The sequence below is a fragment of the Rhizobium leguminosarum bv. trifolii WSM2297 genome, assembly GCF_000271845.1.
In genome coordinates, this window is sequence record NZ_JH719392.1 from 375,177 (window position 1) to 391,257 (window position 16,081).

Genomic DNA, 16,081 nt, shown 5'->3' on the forward strand with positions numbered 1-16,081 from the left:
CCTCCGCCCCCGCGCCGCCGCCGGACGGCGTCAGTCGGTCAATCTCCGGCCGCTCTCGGCATCGAAGAGATGAACATGCGGCGCATCGATCGCCACGCGCAGCATTTCGCCCGGCCGGGCGTTGACGCGTTCGCGGAAGACGCAGCTGACCTCGCTGCCGCCGAGCTTGAGGATGAGATGCGTCTCGTAGCCGGTCGGCTCGATCACCACGATTTCGCCGGGCAGGCCATTGGCGTCGAGCAGGATGTATTCCGGGCGAAGCCCATAGACGAGGTCGCGGCCTATGGCGTCGGCCGGCGGATTGGAGACCGGCAGCGCCGTGCCGTCGGATGCGATGAAACGTGCCGGATTTTCCGGATCGAGCCTGCCCTTGATCATGTTCATCGCCGGCGAGCCGATGAAGCCGCCTACGAAGAGATTGGCCGGCTTGTCGTAAAGCTCGAGCGGTGTGCCGATCTGCTCGACAACGCCGTCATGCATGACGACGATCTTGTCGGCCATGGTCATGGCCTCAATCTGGTCGTGGGTGACGTAAACAGTGGTGGTCTTCAGCCGCTGGTGCAGCTCCTTGATCTCGGCGCGCATGGCGACACGCAGCTTCGCATCGAGGTTGGAGAGCGGTTCGTCGAACAGGAAGACCTCCGGATCGCGCACGATGGCGCGGCCCATGGCGACACGCTGGCGCTGGCCGCCGGAAAGCTGGCGCGGATAGCGATCGAGCAGCTTGTCGAGGCCGAGGATGCCGGCGGCATATTTCACCCGCTTTTCCGCTTCCGCCTTCGGTGCCTTGTTGAGCATGAGCGAAAAGCCCATGTTCTGCTCCACCGTCATATGCGGATAGAGCGCATAGTTCTGGAACACCATGGCGATGTCCCGATCCTTCGGCGGCAGCGTATTGACCACGCGCCCGCCGATCTTGATCTCGCCGCCGGAAATGTTCTCAAGTCCCGCCAGCATCCGCAGCAAAGTGGATTTGCCGCAACCCGACGGGCCGACCAGGATCACGAACTCACCATCGGCGATGTCGATATCCACGCCCTTGATGACCGGAAACGAACCGAATGATTTCCGCACATCCGCGAATTGAACGCCTGCCATACTCACTCCTCCCAGAAATCGAGCGCTACACACTATGTCTTCGTCTTGTCGTTATCTCTTCATCCGGTCACACCCGGAGCATCTTCGGCGAGGTAGACCTCGATCAGCTCGTCGACGCTGGTTTCGGCGGCGAAACCGAGTTGTGTCGCACGATCGGGCGCAAAGGATTTCGGCCATCCGGCGACGATCCCTTCAATGACCTCGTCGCGGCGTCGGTCGATCAACTCAGCCGCCGCGGGACCGGCGGCACGGCAGAGCGCGGCAATCTGGTCGGCAACGGTGGCGGCAACGCCCGGCATGGTGAGCGTGCGCCGCACACCCAGCGACGATGTGTCGAGCGTCGCGGCGTGGATCAGGAATTTGATTGCGGAACGCGGGCTTGCCAGCCAGTGCTTGACCGTTTCCTCAACTGGAAGAACCGCCCGCTGGCCGGCGAGCGGTTCCCGCAGAATTCCGGAAAAGAAGCCCGATGCGGCAGCGTTCGGCGCGCCGGGCCGGATGACGATGGTCGGCAACCGAATTCCCACACCGTCGATGAAGCCGCGGCGTGAATAGTCGGCCAGCAGAAGCTCGGATATCGCCTTCTGCACGCCATAGCTGGTGAGCGGCGCCTGGACGTAATCGTCGGGGATCGGATCGGGAAACGGCGTGCCGTAAACCGCAATCGACGAGGTGAAGACGAAACGGGGAACATAGGCTTGCCGGCTTCCCTCATGACGGATCGCCTCCAATAGCGCGCGCGTGCCATCGAGATTGACCCGGTAGCCGAGTTCGAAGTTGCGCTCGGCCTCGCCGGAAACGATAGCGGCGAGATGGAAGATCACGTCGGCCCGGCGAGCCGCCAGCGCTTCCGCCGCGCCGCCTTCCGAGATATCGCCAGCCAGGGCTTCGACCGAGGCGACGACGCCTGATGGCACCGGCGGCGCCGCGATATCCACAAGCGTCATGCGCGTGATCGTTTGAGCGCCGAGGGAACCGCTGCGCGCCAAGCTGGCGGCGAGCTTCCGGCCGATCATTCCACCCGCCCCGATAATGAGAATATGCATCCTATTCCCCCTGTCTTCGATTTCTCGTTTCTCCCGCTCTTCGCTTGCGACTACGCGAGGAGCAGCTTGGTTGTCGTATAAATGCGGGTTTCGTGGATCGCGAAGGCCGCGCATGCGGCATCCGGATCCCGCGTCTCCAGACCGGCGAGGATCTGGCGGTGATCGGCGATGCTCGTGGCGATCGTCCCGGGCTGCGATACGACGCGCCTGCGGTGGCTCAGAAGATAGGAATAGAGATCGGCCGCCATGTCAGCCAGCACTGCATTGCCGCTGGAACGGTAGATGGCGGTGTGGAATTCGCGGTCGCAGATCAAGAAACGCACGGGATCGTCACAGGCGCCTTCCTGTGCCGTGATCGACTTGCGGAGATAATCAAGCGTCGGAGCTTCGATCTTGACCGCGGCAGCCCTGACCACCTGTGCTTCGATCAGCAGCCGCGCCTCATGAACATTGTCGAGACTGTAGGCCGCAATGTCGCGGTAACGCGCCGCCTGGACAGCCAATTCGCCGACGTCCTCCGATGCCACCACCGTGCGTGTTCCCTGCGCGACCGAGAGAATTCCATGTGTGGCAAGAATCAGGATCGCGCCGCGGACGGTCTCGCGGCTGACAGAGAGCGCGGCAGCCAGTTCCCGTTCGCCGGGCAGCGGGTCGCCGGTTTTGAGGATGCCGGTGGCGATGAAGGTCGCAATCTTCTGGACGACGAAGTCTTTCATCGACTTCTTCGGCGCGCCGCCCAGCGTCGCGTCTTCGAGCATCGCTCGAACATCCATTGCCATGCCCTCCCCCAGAGGTCTGCTGGTCCGGTAAGTGGACCACTAGACCTCATGGCCAGAGGATTGTCAACGTTTGATCGATGCGATCCGCTTCACTGCTATTTGGAGTAGTTTTGCGAAGGGCAATATGGCACGCACAGAAAATTCATTCGTGGATCTTCAAGCCGCCGCGGAGGCCTTGCCGAGCCGTTTGATCGCTTGCTCTAGTGGCCGCTGACCATCGCCATAATCCTCCCAGGCCGGCGATTTCGACAGCAGTGCCGGCACGGTGCGGATGGTGAAGCGTTTCGGGTCGAGATCCGACTTGACCTGGGTCCAGGTCAGCGGCATCGACACGGTGGCGCCTGGCCGGGCACGTGGCGACAAGGGCGCGACGGCCGTTGCCATCCGGTCATTGCGGAGATAGTCGAGGAAGATGCGGCCGTTCCTCAGGCTCTTGGTCATCTTGATCAGATAGAGATCGGGATTGTCGCGGGCCATCTGCTGGCAGACGTCGTGCGCGAAGCTCTTCGCCTCAGCCCAGGAAAGCGGTTTGCGTTTGTTGATCGCCAGCGGCGTGACGACGTGCAGGCCCTTGCCGCCGGTGGTCTTGCAGAAACTGATCAGGCCCAGCGCGTCGAGACGATCGCGCATCTCACGGGCCGCGGAAACGACCGTCGAGAACGGCACGTCGGGGCCGGGGTCGAGGTCGAACACCAGCCGGCCGGGGACCTCCGGCTTATGCGGCTGGCAATTCCAGGGGTGCAGCTCGACAGCGCCGATCTGCGCGACAGCCGCCAGACCCTCGACCCGGTCGATTTGCAGATAGGGCTTTTTGTCGCCGAAGACCTTGACCAGTTCGAGAAGGTTCGAGGTGCCGGGCATCGCATGGCGCTGGAAGAACTGCTCGCCGCCGAGCCCATCGGGCGTGCGGATGATCGAACAGGGACGCCCCTCGATATGCGCGATCATCCAGCCGCCGACGGCTTCATAGTAGCGCGCCAGCTCTTCCTTGGTCACCGGCCTGCGGTCATTGGCATCCGGCCACAGCGGCTTGTCCGGACTGGAGATCATCACGCCCATCACCTCGGCTTTGGCGCCTTTGCGGCGGCCCGGCCCGGCGTTCTTCTTCGCCTTCACCTCGACCGCCGGCTCCGGCACCTCGGTCTCCGCGGGCTTGGCCGGCCGTTCGGCCTTGACCTCTCTGGCCGGCTTGTCCTCCCGCAACCCCTTGAAGGCCGCCTGGCGGACGATGCCGTCGGCGGTCCAGCCTGCGAACTCGATCTCCGCCACCAGCTTGGGTTTCAGCCAGGTGACTTCGGCCTCCTTCTTCGGCGCACCGATGCCGGTGAAAGGCGATTTTGCCGCCTCGAGCGCCTGCAGCTTCGGCAGCAGCGTTTCCACTGTCTTTGCGCCATAGCCCGTGCCGACGCGGCCGACATAGACGAAGTGGTCGCCGCGGTAGACGCCGACCAGCAGCGATCGGAATTTGCCGTTGGTCCTGGCATAGGCGCCGATCACCACTTCGTGGCCGGCACGGCATTTCGACTTGGCCCAGCTGTCGGTGCGGCCCGATTGATAGGGTGCCTCGGCCTGTTTGGAGACGATGCCTTCCAGCGAGAGCTTGCAGGCGGAGCGAAGGACCGCATCGCCGCCGGTTTCGAAATGCTCGACGAAACGGATCAGCGGGTCATCACCCGCATCCGACAGGAAGCTCTGAAGCCGCGCCTTGCGCTCGATGACAGGCAGGGATCGCAAGTCCTCGCCCCCCTCATAAAGCAGATCGAAGGCGAAATAGACGAGATCGGCGGTCCTGCCTTCCGAAATGGCGGCCTGCAGGGCTGCGAAATCCGGTGCGCCATGGTCGTCGAGCGCGCAGATCTCGCCATCGATAATGGCGTCGGGCAGCGCCGATGCCGCCTCGGCGATCTCCGGATATTTGCCGGTCCAGTCGAGTCCCTTCCTCGTCTTCAGCGAGGCCTCGCCATTCAGCACGCGCAACTGGATCCTGTAACCGTCGAACTTGATCTCGTGAATCCAGCCCTCGCCTGGCGGCGGCCGCTCCAGGGTCTGGCAAAGCTGCGGCGCGATGAAATCCGGAAGGTCGATCCTTGCCGCCGCTTTCGGCTTTCTGCCGGCTCGGCCCGTCTCTTTCCTCTCTTCGGCGGCCAGCCCGTGGTTGCTGTCCCAGACGGCATCGGCTTGAACATCGCCGCCTTTCATCATGAACGGCTTCGGCTTGCGGCCTTTGCCGGCGGCAATCATCTCCATCGTTCGGCCGGAGGCGACGGAGGTATCGTTTTCTTCCAGGATCGCTTCGCCATCCTCGTCGACCGAAAACGCGTCGTGATGTTTGATCAGCAGCCAGTTGGTTCGCTTGCCGCCGTCGCGATCATTGCGCATGCGCACCAGCACGAAGCTGCCGTGCAGTCTTTCGCCTTCCAGCGTGAACTTGAAGTCGCCCTTGGCAAGCGCCTGCTCCGGGCTCTTCTTTCCCTCGGGTTCCCAATAGCCGCGGTCCCACAACATCACCGTTCCGCCGCCATACTGGCCTTTCGGGATCGTGCCTTCGAAATCGCCATAGTCGAGCGGGTGATCCTCGACCTCGACGGCCAGCCGCTTGTCGTGCGGATCGAGCGATGGGCCTTTGGTGACCGCCCAGGATTTGAACACGCCGTCGAGTTCGATCCGCAGGTCGTAATGCAGCCGGGTGGCGTCATGTTTCTGGATGACGAAGCGACGGCGATTGCTGCGCGCGATCTGCTTCTCGCCGCTCGGCTCCGCTGTTTTTTGAAAGTCGCGCTTCGATCGATATGTCGAGAGGTTGTCACTGGCCATGGTCGTTTCCGAATCAGCATTTTAAGCACGGAATGCCGGCTGGCGGCTGGAAGTTCCATGATGGCCTTCTCCCGTTGAATATTGGAAACAACTGCGTCTTTGCCAAGCCCCGCCTGCCGGCTTTTACTGGCCATCCGATTGCCGGCGGCAGGACGCGGCGAGGATCGATGAAAAATTGTCCCGCTCGCCGCATCATTCTCCTGCGTCAAACGTTAATTGCCACCACAGGGATGCAAACATGCGGGTCGATCAATGGCTTTCTCTTCTCGTCATCGCGCTCATGATGGGCGCCTTCGTCTGGGGGCGTTACCGATACGATATCGTCGCCGTGAGTTCTCTTCTCGTCGCAATCATCGTCGGCATCGTCCCTGCCAAAACGGCCTTTTCCGGTTTTGCCGATGACATCGTCATCATCGTCGGCAGCGCGCTGATTGTCAGCGCGGCGATATCGAGGTCGGGGATCATGGATCTCGCATTGCGCCGATTTTCTCCCGAAAGACGCGGGCCGCGGATGCAGCTGATCATTCTGGTTGCCATCGTCGCGGCCCTGTCGGCCTTCGTCAAAAATATCGGCGCGCTGGCGATCATGATCCCGGTTGCCGTGCAGATGGCACGGAAATCACGCGTATCACCGTCCATGTTCTTGATGCCGATGTCGTTCGCCTCTCTGCTCGGAGGGCTGATGACGCAAATCGGCACATCGCCGAATATCATCGTTTCCCGGGTGCGTGAGGAGATCACCGGGGAGCCGTTCACAATGTTTGACTACACGCCTGTCGGCCTGGCGCTATCAGTCGCCGGGGTTGTCTTTCTGGCGCTGTTCTACAAGCTGCTTCCTGAAAGATCGCGGATAGAGACCTCGATGGATGAGGCGGTAGCGATCAAGAACTACACGACCGAAGCCAAGGTCATCACGCCGTCGGGGGCGATCGGGCGGTCTGTCAGCTGGCTCCAGAAGCCAGGTGGCGGCGATGCGATGGTGACGGCGATTATCGGCGGCAGCGGCCAAAGACGCACGCCGCTTCCCGACACCGTGCTCAAGGATGGCGACCTCCTGATCATCGAGGGTGAGCAAAGCGCCCTCGACAAGATCGTCAGCGAAGCCAAGCTTCAGCTGTCCGATCGCAAACACCAGCCCGAGACGCGCCAGGACATCAGCTCCGTCGAAGCCATCGTCGGCGAACATTCCCGCTTGATCGGCGTCAGCGCAAAGGACGTCTCCCTCTTCCACAATACTGGCCTCAACCTTCTCGCCGTCAGCCGCCGGGACAGGCGCTTCACCGAGCGTCTGGGCGAGATCAAGATCCGCAATGGCGACGTCGTGGTCTTGCAGGGCGACTTGCAGAAACTGCCGGATCTTTTACGCGAATGGGGATGTTTGCCGCTGGTCGAACGGGATATGAAGCTCGGCAATGCCCGCAACGGCATGATCCCCGTCATTATCCTGCTGGCGACGATGGCGGCGACGGCCTTCGGCGGCATCCCCGTCGCGACGGCATTTTTTGCCGCCGCCTTTCTGATGGTGGTCACCGGATCTGTTCCCTTGCGCGAGGTCTATCATCATCTCGATGCGCCGATCCTGATCATGCTGGCTGCTCTGATCCCGATCAGCGACTCGCTCAGAACCACCGGAACCACCGACATCATCGCCGATTTGCTGTCGCGAACCGCCGAAATGCTTCCGCCGTTCGGCGCGCTCGCTCTCATCCTGGTCGCGGCCATGGCCGTGACGCCGTTTTTGAACAACGCAGCGACCGTTCTGGTGATGGCGCCGATCGCCGCGACCTTTGCCGCCAAGCTGGGCTTTCGGCCCGATGCGTTTCTGATGGCGGTGGCAATCGGCGCCGGCTGCGATTTCCTCACGCCGATCGGCCACCAGTGCAACACGCTGGTGATGGGGCCGGGCGGATATCGATTTGGCGACTATGCGCGATTGGGCCTGCCACTGTCGCTGATTGTCGTGCTCGTCAGTGTCCCTGCCCTGCTGGCAGTCTGGCCGATCTGACCCGGCGGATTCGGCGCACTTCGCGAGTTTAGGCTGCGCCGGCGGCGCAGCCTTGCAACGTTACTTCCACTGCGTCGCGTCGCCGCCAGCGCAGCCATAGGGCGGCAGGGAGCTGGCAAAGGTATTTTTCAGCTTGGCGCAGCCCCAGCTGTTGATCGGACCGGGCATAAAATTGTTGAGAGTGATGCCGATTTCATCATAGGGGCTGTCGGTGTTGGAGACATAACGATACCAACGGAAACCGGTAAAAACGACGACGGCAAGAGCGATCGTCAGCAGCAGGCGGATCAATTTTTTCACGATATTTCCTTTACATGTAAACGGTGCCGTTTAGAGCATGTCGCGCAAAAATGTGCAGCGGTTTTGCGACAACGACATGCGTAAAAACAAAGACCTAAAGCACGTCACATGAATCAAGTTTGAGGCGACGTGCTTTGGCACTCCGATGCCGAGGCGGAAAGCACCAGCCAGGTGCAAGACCCGGGCCGTGGTGGCAATCTAGAATTTCGGGCGCAATCAATAGTTTGACGGGATCTGCAATGACCATCGAGGCAGGACGTAATTCGAATCCCATCCACTTCATCGGCGCTTTTGCGACCGGTGGGCTCCTCACCTTCATGGTGCATCTGAACGGGGAACTGGCACGTTACGGCAATCCCCTGTTCTCGTCCTGGACCGCTCACGGCACAGGCATGATCGCCGCCGTCATTCTTCTTCTAGTGCTCTACCGCCGGCGCATGCCGATGGCGGGAAAAACCGCCAGAGCGCCCTTGTGGGCCTATCTCGGTGGGGTATCCGGCGCCGCAACGGTCATTTTGACCTCGACGGCGGTCAACTCGTCGCTCGGGCTTTCCGGCACCCTGGCTTTGGGCCTGGCAGGCCAGGTCGCCTTCAGCCTGGCGGCCGACAGGTGGGGACTGTTCGGTCTGCCGAAGCGACGCCCGGATATCCGGGACATCGCTGCGCTCGGCCTGGTCGTCACCGGCGGCGCACTCATCATCCTGTTTGGGCGAGGTGGGGCGTGACGCTGTTTATTCTCCTCGCTTGCCTCGGCGGCGTGCTCGTCGGCCTCAGCCGTCAGCTCAATGGGCGGTTGAGCATATCGACGACGCCGCTGATCGCATCCTTCTGGAATCATGCCGTGGGCTTCGCTGTCCTCACCTGCCTTGGTCTTGTTGTCGGAGGCCTGCTGCCAGCCGGTGCTGCCGAGGCGCCCTGGTATATCTATCTGGGCGGCCCGATCGGCGTTGTTTTCGTGGCGGCAGGCAGCTGGGCCATTGCGCGCATAGGCGCGGTCAATTCGGCGCTGCTGATCATTGGCGGCCAGATGGTAACCGGGGTGGCGCTTGATTATATCAGCGCCGTTCCGTCGTCGTTCTGGGCGAACGCGACCGGAATTATTCTCATCGTCGGCGGAATGATGGTCAGCCGGAGGCGACGCAAAAGCGGCGGCACGCAATAGCCGACGCTGCCGATGTTAAACAGCACGGCAACCCCTGTCGGAGTTGTCGAGGGCAGTGGATATTCTCGGAGTTGAGCGGCTGGTTCATTCGTCCAAGGTGGAGAGAGCATCCTGCAGTCTGAGCGCCGCAAGCGCCTTCGTCGCCTCATCCGAAGACCATCCGGCTTCCAGCGCCGCAGCCAGCACCAGCGATTCCGTTTGAAGCTCGAGCTTCTCGTAAAGCGGCTCGATGGCTTCGCGCGCCGTTACGAGGTGCTGGTCAGGTGGCGTAATGGGTGTCGCGGCAACCGTAGGCATGAAATGCTCCTCCTATTGAACGCTAAGGTTCGAAACCAATGACGGACATGCTTGTTCCGTTCAGATCGCTTTTGGCCCTGGAAAAATTACAATAAGAGCCACGTATCCTTGTCGCCCGACCTTGGTCCTTCGTGGGGCCGTCTTTGGTGTCGGAGCAATCTTTCGCTCGAAAAAACCGGCGCGAAAAATGATGATACCACAGATGACGAAATTTCCTCCACCTCAGAAATGCACGAATGATGATTGCCGGCGGAATCTTCCTGTGGTCGCCGACAGTCCCCCGCTTGGTGACCGCTGCGTTCGGATTGAGCAGAAACGCAACGAGAGTGCTTGGGCTCTTCGCCTCCACGTCGAGCCTGTCATCGGATAGATGCAGCCCCTGCTCCCCTTCGGCAAACGTGCTGGCATCGACGACAACCGAACCGTCAAAGACATAGAAGTAGAGGTCCCGGCCGGGCTTGCGGGGGAATTCCACCCTGACCCCCGCGTCCAGCCTGACATCGAAGAAATCGATCGCACTGCGGACATAAAACAGCGTGCCTTCACCTTCCGGCCCGACGAGGTGCCGCCAGGTGTTTGCCGCAGCGGCCGGGATCGGTCCGTGCTGGATCTTCGGCTCAAGATCGGCCGCGCAAGGGCGAACAAGGATCTGCAGCATCCGCAATGGCGGATCGGATGCCAGCGTCTCTTCGGAATGCCAAAAGCTCGCGCCGGCATTCATCACCATCAGATGATCGCGATCGATCAGCAGCCGGCCGCCGGCCTTGTCGTCATGGCGCATGACGCCCTCGGGCACCCAGGAAATGATCTCGTCGTTCCTGTGCTCGTGCATCGCGACCAGACGGCCAGGATCGAGGAGGGATTCGACGACCATGGCAAGGGGGCCATGACCGTGATCGGTTGGCTTCGGCTTCAACCACCCCGGCATGTTGACATGCGCGACGAAGCCTCCCGCATCCCGCACTACGAACGTCCGTTCACCCTTGAGCACCGCATCCTCCATGCTTGCAAGGCAGTGACGACAGCAGACGACGACAGCGCCGGGCATCCTCCCCCGGAAGCGTCAATGCGATCGCTGACAGCGCATTCTTCGGACGGCCGCAAGCAGGCGGGCGGCGAAACCCTCCCCGCCCGCAGATCGTTCAAGCCGCAGCCTGCTCAGGCGAGGTATTTGGTAAACCAGTCGACCGTTCGCTGCCAGGCGAGCTTGGCGGCGGCTTCGTCGTAGCGTGGCGTGGAATCATTGTGGAAGCCGTGGTTGACGTCGGGATAGACATAGGCCTCGTAGGTTTTTCCGGCCGATTTCAGCGCCGCTTCATAGGCCGGCCAGCCTTCGTTGATGCCCTTGTCCAGCCCAGCATAATGGAGGAGCAATGGCGCCTTGATCTTCGGCACGTCCTCGGCGCGCGGCTGCCTGCCATAGAAAGGCACGGCGGCGGCAAGCTCGGGATAGGCGACCGCCGCGGCATTGGCGACGCCGCCGCCATAGCAGAAGCCTGTTATGCCGACCTTGCCGGTGGTGAGGTCGCTCTTCATCAGAAACTCGATCGCCGCGAAGAAGTCGTTCATCAGCTTCTCCGGATCGACCTTCTGCTGCAGATCCTTGCCCTTTTCGTCGTTGCCGGGGTAACCCCCGACCGAGGTGAGGCCATCGGGCGCCAGCGCGATGAAGCCCGCTTTGGCCACCCGCCGTGCTACATCCTCGATATAGGGGTTCAGGCCTCTATTCTCGTGAACGACCACCACAGCCGCAACCTTGCCGGCGGCCTTTGTCGGACGGACGAGATAGGCGCGGACATCCCCATTTCCCTTCGGCGAGGGATAGGTGATGTATTCGGCTGTTATGTCGGGATCGGTGAACTCGACCTGGGTCGCCAGCGCATAATCGGGGCTGAGCGAGGCAAGAATGGCGGCCGCCGTCACGCCGCCGACGGCGAATTTGCCGGCCCGGTCGAGAAACTCGCGCTTGGTGATCCTCCCATGCGCATAATAATCGTAGAGTTCGAGAAGTTCCTGCGGGAAATCCTTGGCTGTCATGCGGGTCATGATTGCTCCTCCTGGCCTCGGGTTCTTGCCTCATCCTACACACGTAAACCCGCGATCCTTTTCAACATTTCGCGAGTTTTGCGTGAGGTCTGAATTCGCCTCCCTACCCAAGCGCGTGCCGGCGCTTCCATCCGGCAATATACGTCGAGCTCCTGCGGCGCGAGATCGGCAGCCGCCTACCGATCTATGAAAATTAATTTCATACTCATGCTGTGAGGCCCGTTTTCTATTGACGCCTCTCGATTTTTGTCCCAACTTAAAGAAAATAAATTACTTAAGTTGGGAACTTGATCGGCATGAAAGTGGGAATCATCGGGCTCGGATTCCGGCTCGGCTATCTCGGCTATGTCTTCAAAGCAATCGATAGCAGCTTCGACATTGTCGGCTATGTGGATCCCGAACCCGCCGGGCTTCCCGGATTGGCGGAAAAGGGAATTTCAGTCGGCAAGGCCTATGGTTCGCCGGAGGAGCTGCTCGCTTCCGAAAAGCTCGATCTGCTGATGATCGGCTCCCCCAATCACCTGCATCTCGATCATATCAGGCTCGGATTGCAAGCCGGCCTCAAGGTCTTCTGCGAAAAGCCGATCGTCACGACGATCGCCGAAAGCATCGAACTTGCCCATCTGATGGCGAAGTTCGGCCATGAACGGCTGATGGTCGGTCTGGTGCTGCGTTATTCCCCGCTTTACAAGGATCTGCGCGCCATCCAGGCCGAAGGCAAGCTCGGCCAGATCGTCTCGATCGAGGCTTCCGAACATATCGAGCCCTATCACGGCGCCTTCTTCATGCGCGACTGGCGCCGCTACGAGCGTTATTCCGGCAGCTTCATGCTGGAGAAATGCTGCCACGACCTCGACCTCTATAATGGCGTCGTCGGCGCCCGGCCGGAGCGGGTGGCGAGTTTCGGCGGCCGCAAGAGCTTCATTCCGGCCAACGACCCGGCGCGCGAAGGCATCAACGACCTCGAGCTTTTCCATCGCAAGCCGAGCGGCTGGATGGGCTCCGACAAGGTCTTCGATAGCGATGCCGATATCATCGACTACCAGGTGGCGATCGTCGAATATGCAAATGGCGTCGGCATGAACTTCCACACCAATCTGAACGTGCCCGACCAGTTTCGACGTTTCGCCATCATGGGCTCGCGCGGCATGGCCGAAGGCGATTTCGTTCGCGGCTATCTCGACGTGCACGAACAGCTGACCGGCAACAAGGTCATCGAAAACAAATATGCCGCCACCGAGCTCTCCCAGCACTACGGCGCCGACGAACAGATGGCGAGCGATCTGCTGGAAAGCGTGCGCACCGGGCTCGAACTTCCCGTTTCGACGCTGAATGCGCTCGAGGCCGGCATCCTCGCCTTGGCGATGGACGAAGCGAGGATGAAAAAAACGGTCGTCGATCTGCGTCCCGTCTGGGACCGCTTCGACGAGGCCCTTCACGCAAGAGCGGCTTGAGGAGGGCGGCAGGATGAGTGTTCAAAGAAGCACCTTCATCTTCGCTTGTATCCTTCTCCTTCCGGCCGTCCTCTATGTTCTCGCCATCGTTGCCTATCCCCTCGTCGATACCTTCGTTCTCTCCTTCACCGACGCATCACTGAAGAAGACCACCAATTGGGTGGGCTGGGTCAATTACGAGAAGATCTTCAACGCCACGTTTGCGGAGGTCATCTTCCGCACCTTCATCTGGACCTTCTTCTCGGTCGCGTTGAAAATGGTGATCGGCACCTTCGGCGCGACGATGCTGAATGCCGCCGTCCCCGGCCGCTCGCTGTTCCGGCTTTTGACCATGCCGCCATGGATCGTGCCGATGGCGATCGGCATCTTCATGTGGGGCTGGATGTATAATGGCCAGTTCGGAATGATATCGGGCGTCTTGCAGCGCCTCGGCCTGGTCGACGGTCCGGTCGCCTTCCTGGCCTATGGCAGCACCGCCTTCTGGGCAACGATCATCACCGACGTTTGGATCGGCGTGCCGCTGGTGACGATCTACTTCCTGGCGGCGATCCAATCCATTCCGAAGGATCTCTACGAGGCCGCCTGGACCGACGGCGCCGGCCGCTGGTACCGTTTCCGCCGCATTACCCTGCCGCTGATGGTTCCTGCGATCATCACCATGTCGATGCTGTCGCTGATTGCTACCTTCAATTCCTTCGACATCATCTGGATCCTGACGCAGGGCGGCCCGAGCGGCGAGACGACGACGATGATCATCGACACCTATCAGACGGCGATCGGTTCGAAGAAATACGGCGAAGGGGCCGCCCGCGCCGTCTTGATCTGCATCTTCCTGTCGCTCTTCTGCTTTGCCTATTTCCGCGTCACCCGCCGCCTCAACCCGGAGAAACGCGCATGAGCAGTGCTGCCATGATCGACCGTTACCGCTGGTGGGAAATCATCCTGATCTATTGCGGCATCGCCCTGTTTCTGTTCTTCGTGCTGGCGCCCTTCTTCGAAGGCTTCATGGTTTCGCTCAAACCCCTCAGCCAGCTCTTCTCCTCGCCCTATCGCTTCTGGCCGGAGAACGGTTCGTTCGAAGCCTATCGGACGATGTGGGTCAGCGTGCCGGGCTTCGGGCGCTATATCTTCAACTCGTTCTTCATCTCGATCATCGTCACGCTGATCGTGCTCTGCCTCGTCATTCCGGCAGCCTATGCCTTCGCGAAATTCGAATTCAAGGGCATGGGCATCCTGCTCGGCGCCTTCCTGACGGTAAACATGTTCTCCGGCGCGGTGCTGTTGATCCCGCTCTTCCGGCTCATGCGCAGCATGGGCGTGCTGAACACCTATCTTGCGATGATCGTGCCGGGTGTCGCCTTCCTGATCCCTTCGGCGATCTGGCTGCTGCGCACCTACATGATCCGCATTCCACAGGAACTCAACGAAGCGGCCTATATGGATGGCGCCAGCCATTTCTACACGCTACGCCGCGTCATCCTGCCCATTGCGATGCCGGGCATTATCGTCGTCGCCATCACCACCTTCATCGGCGCCTACGCCCAGCAATTCATCTTCGCGCTGACGTTCAACTCGAAGACCGAATACATGCCCTTGCCGGTGGGGCTCTTTGCTTACTTCGGCAAGCAGGAGGTCATCTGGAATGAACTGATGGCGGCTTCCTTCGTCGGCATCGCGCCGGCGATGCTCGTCATCTTCTTCCTTCAGCGCTACCTTGTCGGCGGGCTGACCGCCGGTGCGGTGAAACAATAAGATCAAAAAAACGAGTGAACAGCTAACACCAGAACGGGAGTTACGACGTGAGCATAACAATCAAGACAGGCCTTATCGCGCTCGCCTTGCTCGGTTCGACGGCATTGACCGCGGTCACTGCCCAGGCGGCCGACAAGGAAATCAGCTGGATCTATTGCGGCGACACGATCGACCCGGTCCACACCAAATACATCAAGCAGTGGGAAGAAAAGAACGCGGGCTGGAAGATCACCCCTGAGGTTGTCGGCTGGGCGCAGTGCCAGGACAAGGCGACGACGCTTGCCGCCGCCGGCACGCCGGTGGCGATGGCCTATGTCGGCTCGCGCACGCTGAAGGAATTCGCGCAGAATGACCTCATCGTCCCGGTGCCGATGACCGATGACGAGAAGAAGGCCTATTACCCCCATATCGTCGACACGGTAACCTTCGAGGGTAACCAGTGGGGCGTTCCGATCGCCTTCTCCACCAAGGCGCTTTACTGGAACAAGGATCTCTTCAAGCAGGCCGGTCTTGACCCTGAGAAGCCGCCGAAGACCTGGGCTGAAGAAATCGAGATGGCAAAGACCATCAAGGAAAAGACCGGCATTCCGGGGTTCGGCCTTTCCGCCAAGACCTTCGACAATACCATGCACCAGTTCATGCATTGGGTTTACACCAATAACGGCGCGGTGACGGATGCCGAGGGCAAGGTCACGCTCGACAGCCCGCAGATTCTCGCCGCGCTGAAAGCCTATAAGGACATCGTCCCCTACTCCGAAGAAGGCCCGACGGCCTATGAGCAGAACGAAGTCCGCGCCATCTTCCTCGATGGCAAGGTGGCGATGATCCAGGCAGGCTCGGGTGCAGCCGACCGTCTGAAGAAGACGCAGATCAGCTGGGGCATCACGACGCTGCCGCTCGGCCCCGACGCCAAGGGTCCCGGCACGCTGCTGATCACCGACAGCCTGGCGGTCTTCAAGGGGTCGGGCGTCGAGGACAAGGCGACCGAATTTGCCAAGTTCATCACCTCACCGGATGTCCAGTCCGAATACGAGCTGCAGGGCGGCGCCGGCCTCACCCCGCTGCGGCCGTCCGCAAAGGTCGACGAGTTCGTCGCCAAGGATCCTTATTGGAAGCCGCTCATCGACGGCATCAGCTATGGTGGTCCGGAGCCGCTCTTCACCGACTATAAGGGCTTCCAGAACTCGATGATCGAGATGATCCAGTCGGTTGTCACAGGCAAGGCCGAGCCGGAAGCCGCGCTCAAGAAGGCGGCCGGCGAAATCGAAGCCTTCAAGTAAGCCCTCTTGAGGCTCTTGGGGTCGCGGCATATGCCGCGACCCCTCCCC

The 16,081-nt window shown here is 60.9% G+C and carries 15 protein-coding genes; 7 read left to right on the forward strand and 8 right to left on the reverse strand.

From position 1 onward, the window contains the following. Nucleotides 1-30: 30 nt before the first annotated feature. The 4 genes from RLEG4DRAFT_RS01705 to ligD all read right to left on the reverse strand — a co-directional run bounded on the left by RLEG4DRAFT_RS01705 (nucleotide 31) and on the right by ligD (nucleotide 5,737). A complete protein-coding gene (locus tag RLEG4DRAFT_RS01705; RefSeq protein WP_003574895.1) occupies nucleotides 31-1,098 on the reverse strand; it encodes an ABC transporter ATP-binding protein in 1,068 nt (355 codons plus the stop codon). 59 nt (nucleotides 1,099-1,157) lie between these two features. Further along, nucleotides 1,158-2,144 carry a D-erythronate dehydrogenase gene (gene denD, locus RLEG4DRAFT_RS01710; protein ID WP_003574896.1) on the reverse strand — a complete coding sequence of 329 codons (987 nt, stop codon included), beginning with the start codon at nucleotides 2,142-2,144 and terminating at the stop codon, nucleotides 1,158-1,160. 50 nt (nucleotides 2,145-2,194) lie between these two features. Beyond that, nucleotides 2,195-2,917, reverse strand: coding sequence for a FadR/GntR family transcriptional regulator (locus tag RLEG4DRAFT_RS01715; protein ID WP_003574897.1), 723 nt, complete (start codon nucleotides 2,915-2,917; stop codon nucleotides 2,195-2,197). Nucleotides 2,918-3,079: 162 nt separating this feature from the next. After that, nucleotides 3,080-5,737, reverse strand: coding sequence for a DNA ligase D (ligD, locus tag RLEG4DRAFT_RS01720; RefSeq protein ID WP_003574898.1), 2,658 nt, complete (start codon nucleotides 5,735-5,737; stop codon nucleotides 3,080-3,082). A 238-nt stretch (nucleotides 5,738-5,975) separates the two neighbouring features. On the opposite strand from ligD, the gene RLEG4DRAFT_RS01725 reads away from it, so the two are divergent. Further along, entirely contained in the window at nucleotides 5,976-7,742 is a 1,767-nt protein-coding gene (locus RLEG4DRAFT_RS01725) for an SLC13 family permease (RefSeq protein WP_003574899.1), read from the forward strand. A gap of 60 nt (nucleotides 7,743-7,802) precedes the next feature. Here the strand turns inward: RLEG4DRAFT_RS01725 and RLEG4DRAFT_RS01730 are convergent, their stop codons facing one another. Further along, nucleotides 7,803-8,042 (reverse strand): hypothetical protein, encoded by a 240-nt coding sequence (locus tag RLEG4DRAFT_RS01730; protein ID WP_003574900.1) that lies wholly within the window; start codon nucleotides 8,040-8,042, stop codon nucleotides 7,803-7,805. A 239-nt stretch (nucleotides 8,043-8,281) separates the two neighbouring features. On the opposite strand from RLEG4DRAFT_RS01730, the gene RLEG4DRAFT_RS01735 reads away from it, so the two are divergent. Next, nucleotides 8,282-8,767 (forward strand): DMT family transporter, encoded by a 486-nt coding sequence (locus tag RLEG4DRAFT_RS01735; RefSeq protein WP_003574901.1) that lies wholly within the window; start codon nucleotides 8,282-8,284, stop codon nucleotides 8,765-8,767. Further along, nucleotides 8,764-9,204 (forward strand): DMT family transporter, encoded by a 441-nt coding sequence (locus RLEG4DRAFT_RS01740; protein ID WP_003574902.1) that lies wholly within the window; start codon nucleotides 8,764-8,766, stop codon nucleotides 9,202-9,204. Before RLEG4DRAFT_RS01735 ends, RLEG4DRAFT_RS01740 begins: the two co-directional genes overlap by 4 nt. Before the next feature lie 84 nt (nucleotides 9,205-9,288). Here the strand turns inward: RLEG4DRAFT_RS01740 and RLEG4DRAFT_RS01745 are convergent, their stop codons facing one another. From RLEG4DRAFT_RS01745 to yghX, 3 genes are all read right to left on the reverse strand, one after another. Then, entirely contained in the window at nucleotides 9,289-9,501 is a 213-nt protein-coding gene (locus RLEG4DRAFT_RS01745; RefSeq protein WP_003563817.1) for a hypothetical protein, read from the reverse strand. 22 nt (nucleotides 9,502-9,523) lie between these two features. Further along, entirely contained in the window at nucleotides 9,524-10,504 is a 981-nt protein-coding gene (locus RLEG4DRAFT_RS01750) for a pirin family protein (protein WP_051040871.1), read from the reverse strand. A gap of 155 nt (nucleotides 10,505-10,659) precedes the next feature. Continuing rightward, a complete protein-coding gene (gene yghX, locus RLEG4DRAFT_RS01755) occupies nucleotides 10,660-11,547 on the reverse strand; it encodes a YghX family hydrolase (RefSeq protein WP_003574904.1) in 888 nt (295 codons plus the stop codon). Nucleotides 11,548-11,843: 296 nt separating this feature from the next. Between yghX and RLEG4DRAFT_RS01760 the strand changes: the two genes are divergently transcribed. The 4 genes from RLEG4DRAFT_RS01760 (at nucleotide 11,844) to RLEG4DRAFT_RS01775 (ending at nucleotide 16,033) form a co-directional block, all read left to right on the forward strand. Next, complete coding sequence (locus RLEG4DRAFT_RS01760) at nucleotides 11,844-13,001, forward strand: Gfo/Idh/MocA family protein (protein WP_003574906.1); 1,158 nt, start codon at nucleotides 11,844-11,846, stop codon at nucleotides 12,999-13,001. Nucleotides 13,002-13,014: 13 nt separating this feature from the next. After that, a complete protein-coding gene (locus tag RLEG4DRAFT_RS01765; protein WP_003574908.1) occupies nucleotides 13,015-13,899 on the forward strand; it encodes a carbohydrate ABC transporter permease in 885 nt (294 codons plus the stop codon). Beyond that, nucleotides 13,896-14,753 carry a carbohydrate ABC transporter permease gene (locus tag RLEG4DRAFT_RS01770; RefSeq protein WP_003574910.1) on the forward strand — a complete coding sequence of 286 codons (858 nt, stop codon included), beginning with the start codon at nucleotides 13,896-13,898 and terminating at the stop codon, nucleotides 14,751-14,753. The genes RLEG4DRAFT_RS01765 and RLEG4DRAFT_RS01770 overlap by 4 nt, the downstream gene beginning before the upstream one ends. Nucleotides 14,754-14,827: 74 nt before the next feature. Next, entirely contained in the window at nucleotides 14,828-16,033 is a 1,206-nt protein-coding gene (locus tag RLEG4DRAFT_RS01775) for an extracellular solute-binding protein (RefSeq protein WP_171898171.1), read from the forward strand. Nucleotides 16,034-16,081: the final 48 nt, after the last annotated feature.

Coding starts and splice junctions, on each gene's coding strand:
- RLEG4DRAFT_RS01705 (WP_003574895.1), bottom strand. CDS start 1,098: ATGGCAGGCGTTCAATTCGCGGATGTGCGGAAATCATTCGGTTCGTTT.
- denD (WP_003574896.1), bottom strand. CDS start 2,144: ATGCATATTCTCATTATCGGGGCGGGTGGAATGATCGGCCGGAAGCTC.
- RLEG4DRAFT_RS01715 (WP_003574897.1), bottom strand. CDS start 2,917: ATGGATGTTCGAGCGATGCTCGAAGACGCGACGCTGGGCGGCGCGCCG.
- ligD (WP_003574898.1), bottom strand. CDS start 5,737: ATGGCCAGTGACAACCTCTCGACATATCGATCGAAGCGCGACTTTCAA.
- RLEG4DRAFT_RS01725 (WP_003574899.1), top strand. CDS start 5,976: ATGCGGGTCGATCAATGGCTTTCTCTTCTCGTCATCGCGCTCATGATG.
- RLEG4DRAFT_RS01735 (WP_003574901.1), top strand. CDS start 8,282: ATGACCATCGAGGCAGGACGTAATTCGAATCCCATCCACTTCATCGGC.
- RLEG4DRAFT_RS01745 (WP_003563817.1), bottom strand. CDS start 9,501: ATGCCTACGGTTGCCGCGACACCCATTACGCCACCTGACCAGCACCTC.
- RLEG4DRAFT_RS01750 (WP_051040871.1), bottom strand. CDS start 10,504: ATGGAGGATGCGGTGCTCAAGGGTGAACGGACGTTCGTAGTGCGGGAT.
- yghX (WP_003574904.1), bottom strand. CDS start 11,547: ATGACCCGCATGACAGCCAAGGATTTCCCGCAGGAACTTCTCGAACTC.
- RLEG4DRAFT_RS01760 (WP_003574906.1), top strand. CDS start 11,844: ATGAAAGTGGGAATCATCGGGCTCGGATTCCGGCTCGGCTATCTCGGC.
- RLEG4DRAFT_RS01765 (WP_003574908.1), top strand. CDS start 13,015: ATGAGTGTTCAAAGAAGCACCTTCATCTTCGCTTGTATCCTTCTCCTT.
- RLEG4DRAFT_RS01770 (WP_003574910.1), top strand. CDS start 13,896: ATGAGCAGTGCTGCCATGATCGACCGTTACCGCTGGTGGGAAATCATC.